Here is a 2736-nt window from a genome sequence, read left to right as displayed (position 1 = left end):
AAGTGGGGTGACTAAAGCTTCATAAAGCAATGTCATTGCATTTTTAGCAGCATCTATAAGGTTGACTTCTTCTTCGATAGGAATATCCTGCATCTGCAAGGGGAGCAAAGCAGGAGCGGTGTCCCGATATTGACTTTCAATGGAAACAAGAATACTGTCAAAAAATCCTAATACCTGTGTCGAGAAAATAACGAGGATAACCACCGCAAAATTTTTAGCGAGTTCCCCTGGGCTCAATCCCCAAGTATAACCGTCTTTATTAGCCACGCCCTCATTATATTTTTTTAAAATATTAATCAGGAAGAAAAGCACAGCAAGGGTTTTCATTCCGCCAATGGTATATTGGGAAAAATCACTGTCTTGAATGGTTTGAAAAACAGTATCCACATATTCAAGACCAAAACTTAAAGTTATTATAGCTCCCATCATTTCATTTAAGTATTATTAAATCCCACTTAGTGGGCGGTTATTGATTTTATCCTGCATCTTCCGAAAGGAAATAATCTCCCGATAACGTTTTGTTTTTACCCTGATAGCGGAGACCATTTCCTTTGATTCCATTTCTTTCTGCTTTAATATGGTGGCACGTTCGGCATCACTCATTTTTAGGTAATCGCTGGATAAGATTTGATCAATAAAATCCATTGTTTCCAAAGAATTCTGGACAATGTTTTCAAAAGATGCTGTGACACGGGAAATTTCATCCGGCTTGATATACGGGGAGTTTAAAATATCCTGTAAATCATTTTGCATTACGTTAATGAGCCGTTGATTGTTTTGCCCAATCTCTTGTACAGCCCTAAGTTGCCGTACTACACTGGAAACCTTTTCAATCCTGTCTTTTGCATCTTTCAGGAATTTCACAGACTTGATAAGTTGAGCAGTCTGCTTCCCGGATTCTACAAGTTGTTTGACCAAGCTTACAAAGTTGGTGTTATCATAGACGGGCATTCCCTGGGCTTTAGCGCGGCTGTGCATCATAAAGGTCAGAGCTATTGCAACGATTAAAATTTTTGTCTTCATAGTATTATGTTTTAGCGATGAATTCTTTTATGGCGGCTTCCATATTATTTGTTCTATTATAAGTGGCCATTATGGTTTCATTTTCCTTACCGTCGGTCAAGTAAGCGGCATAAACTTCCTTGGGAACTTCCAAGCGGAAAATGTTGCTTTCTTTTCCAATTTTGATAAACATTTCAGTGTATTTCCTTTGGCCGGTAAGATTGTTTTTGATAGATTTTAACTGATTCAGATCATGGCTGGAGAGGTTGAGCCGTTTGACTAGTTCCCCATAGCCTTTCTCGTTGTTCAGGCTATAAATGACCTGCGTGTTTTCAAGGATGCTTGCTGAAGTGGAACTGTTCGGGAGCTGGTTAATGGATTGCAGAATGATGCCGATTGCACCATTTTGTTTCCGAATGGCTTGATAATAAAATTCTACGCTTTCCAGTACGTTGTCAAACTTCAGTTGCTTGGCAAACTCATCAAAAAGAATAATCCCTTTTTCAGCACGGTTCTTCCAAATGGTGCGTTGAATGGCCGATTTAATCAGCTTGAGCATTACGGAGAGGATTTCTTTATTGTCCTTGACTTCGTCCAGTTCAAATACAATAAGACGCTTATCTTCTATTTTATAGGTCTGGTCTTCACTGACTTCAAAAAGGAAGCTATATAGACCATCGCCGACGTACTCGGACATTACGTGTAAAAAGCTGGTAACGTTGAAATAGTCGGGATGGATTTTAAGTTGCTTTAAGAGGTTTTTTTGATTGTTCTCAATAAAATTGTAAAAACCATTCAGCGAGTGATTTTCAGAAATACTATGGTAATAATGACGTAGAATCTTTTTTACGGCAACCGATTGTGCCTTGGTTACTTTTAAATCAGAAGCAAAGAGTTCAAAGAGAAATACCGATAAATCCTCCAAGCGTTCCGGGCTCAGGTCATTGGTATCGCTGATGTAAAATGGATTGATACCCAGGTTTTTTCCACTTTCATAGCGGAGTACGGTGTATTGTTCAGAATAAAGCTTGGCAAATTTAGTATAAGAACCACCCAAATCGATAATGACCAGGCGTACTCCGCTTTCAAAATATTGACGCAGAATGTTATTGGCCAAAAAGGATTTTCCCTCACCGGTTGGCGCAAAAATGGCAAAGTTCCGTGCCTTGATTCGTTTTTTTTGTTCGTCCCAAACATCTTTAAGCACGGGAATGTTATGTTCACGGTCATTGAATATAATTCCGGTGGAATCTGATTTGTAATTGCTGTTATTGATCAATAAGCAAAGCGCGTGTTTTAGATCCGTTACATACAAATCGTTATTGGAGAAATTAGAAGAAAAACCGCAGTAGCTGTTCAGAATATAATTCTTCCGCTCTTCGCCCCGTGGATAGTAGGGAATAATATCCAGTTCCTTAAATTCCGTTTTTATTTTGGAGGTAATTCTATCAAGGCTCCGGGCATCCCGGTCCCAGAAAATGATGTTTAAGTGTCCGCGTATAATCCGGGCATTATCATCGGCATTGATCTGATCCAGGATGTGCTGGATTTTACCCAGCACCACTTTGTTTTGCGAACCGAAATTCGAGCTTTTGTTAAGCTCTACCACTTTCTTATCAAGCAGCTTGCGCCATTTATGTTTGTCATCCAAATACAGGATTTGGTTAACGATATGGTTCTCGTTTAGCGTAAGCCCTAAGCCATCAATAAACCCTTGGTGAAATACAAAATCGT

The 2736-nt window shown here is 39.3% G+C and carries 2 protein-coding genes and 1 pseudogene; all 3 read right to left on the bottom strand.

Translation table 11 applies throughout. The annotated features are described in order from the left end of the window. Positions 1–426: pseudogene (locus AC13DP_RS00045) on the bottom strand (hypothetical protein); the annotation flags it as partial. An 18-nt stretch (positions 427–444) separates the two neighbouring features. After that, a complete protein-coding gene (locus AC13DP_RS00040) occupies positions 445–1023 on the bottom strand; it encodes a hypothetical protein (RefSeq protein WP_013073496.1) in 579 nt (192 codons plus the stop codon). Between the two features lie 4 nt (positions 1024–1027). After that, the coding region (locus AC13DP_RS00035) for a VirB4 family type IV secretion system protein (RefSeq protein WP_483067073.1) at positions 1028–2736 on the bottom strand (1709 nt) is incomplete at its 5' end.

The sequence above is a fragment of the Zunongwangia sp. L-65 genome (assembly GCF_056859415.1).
This window is presented reverse-complemented; position numbering and strand designations above follow the sequence as displayed.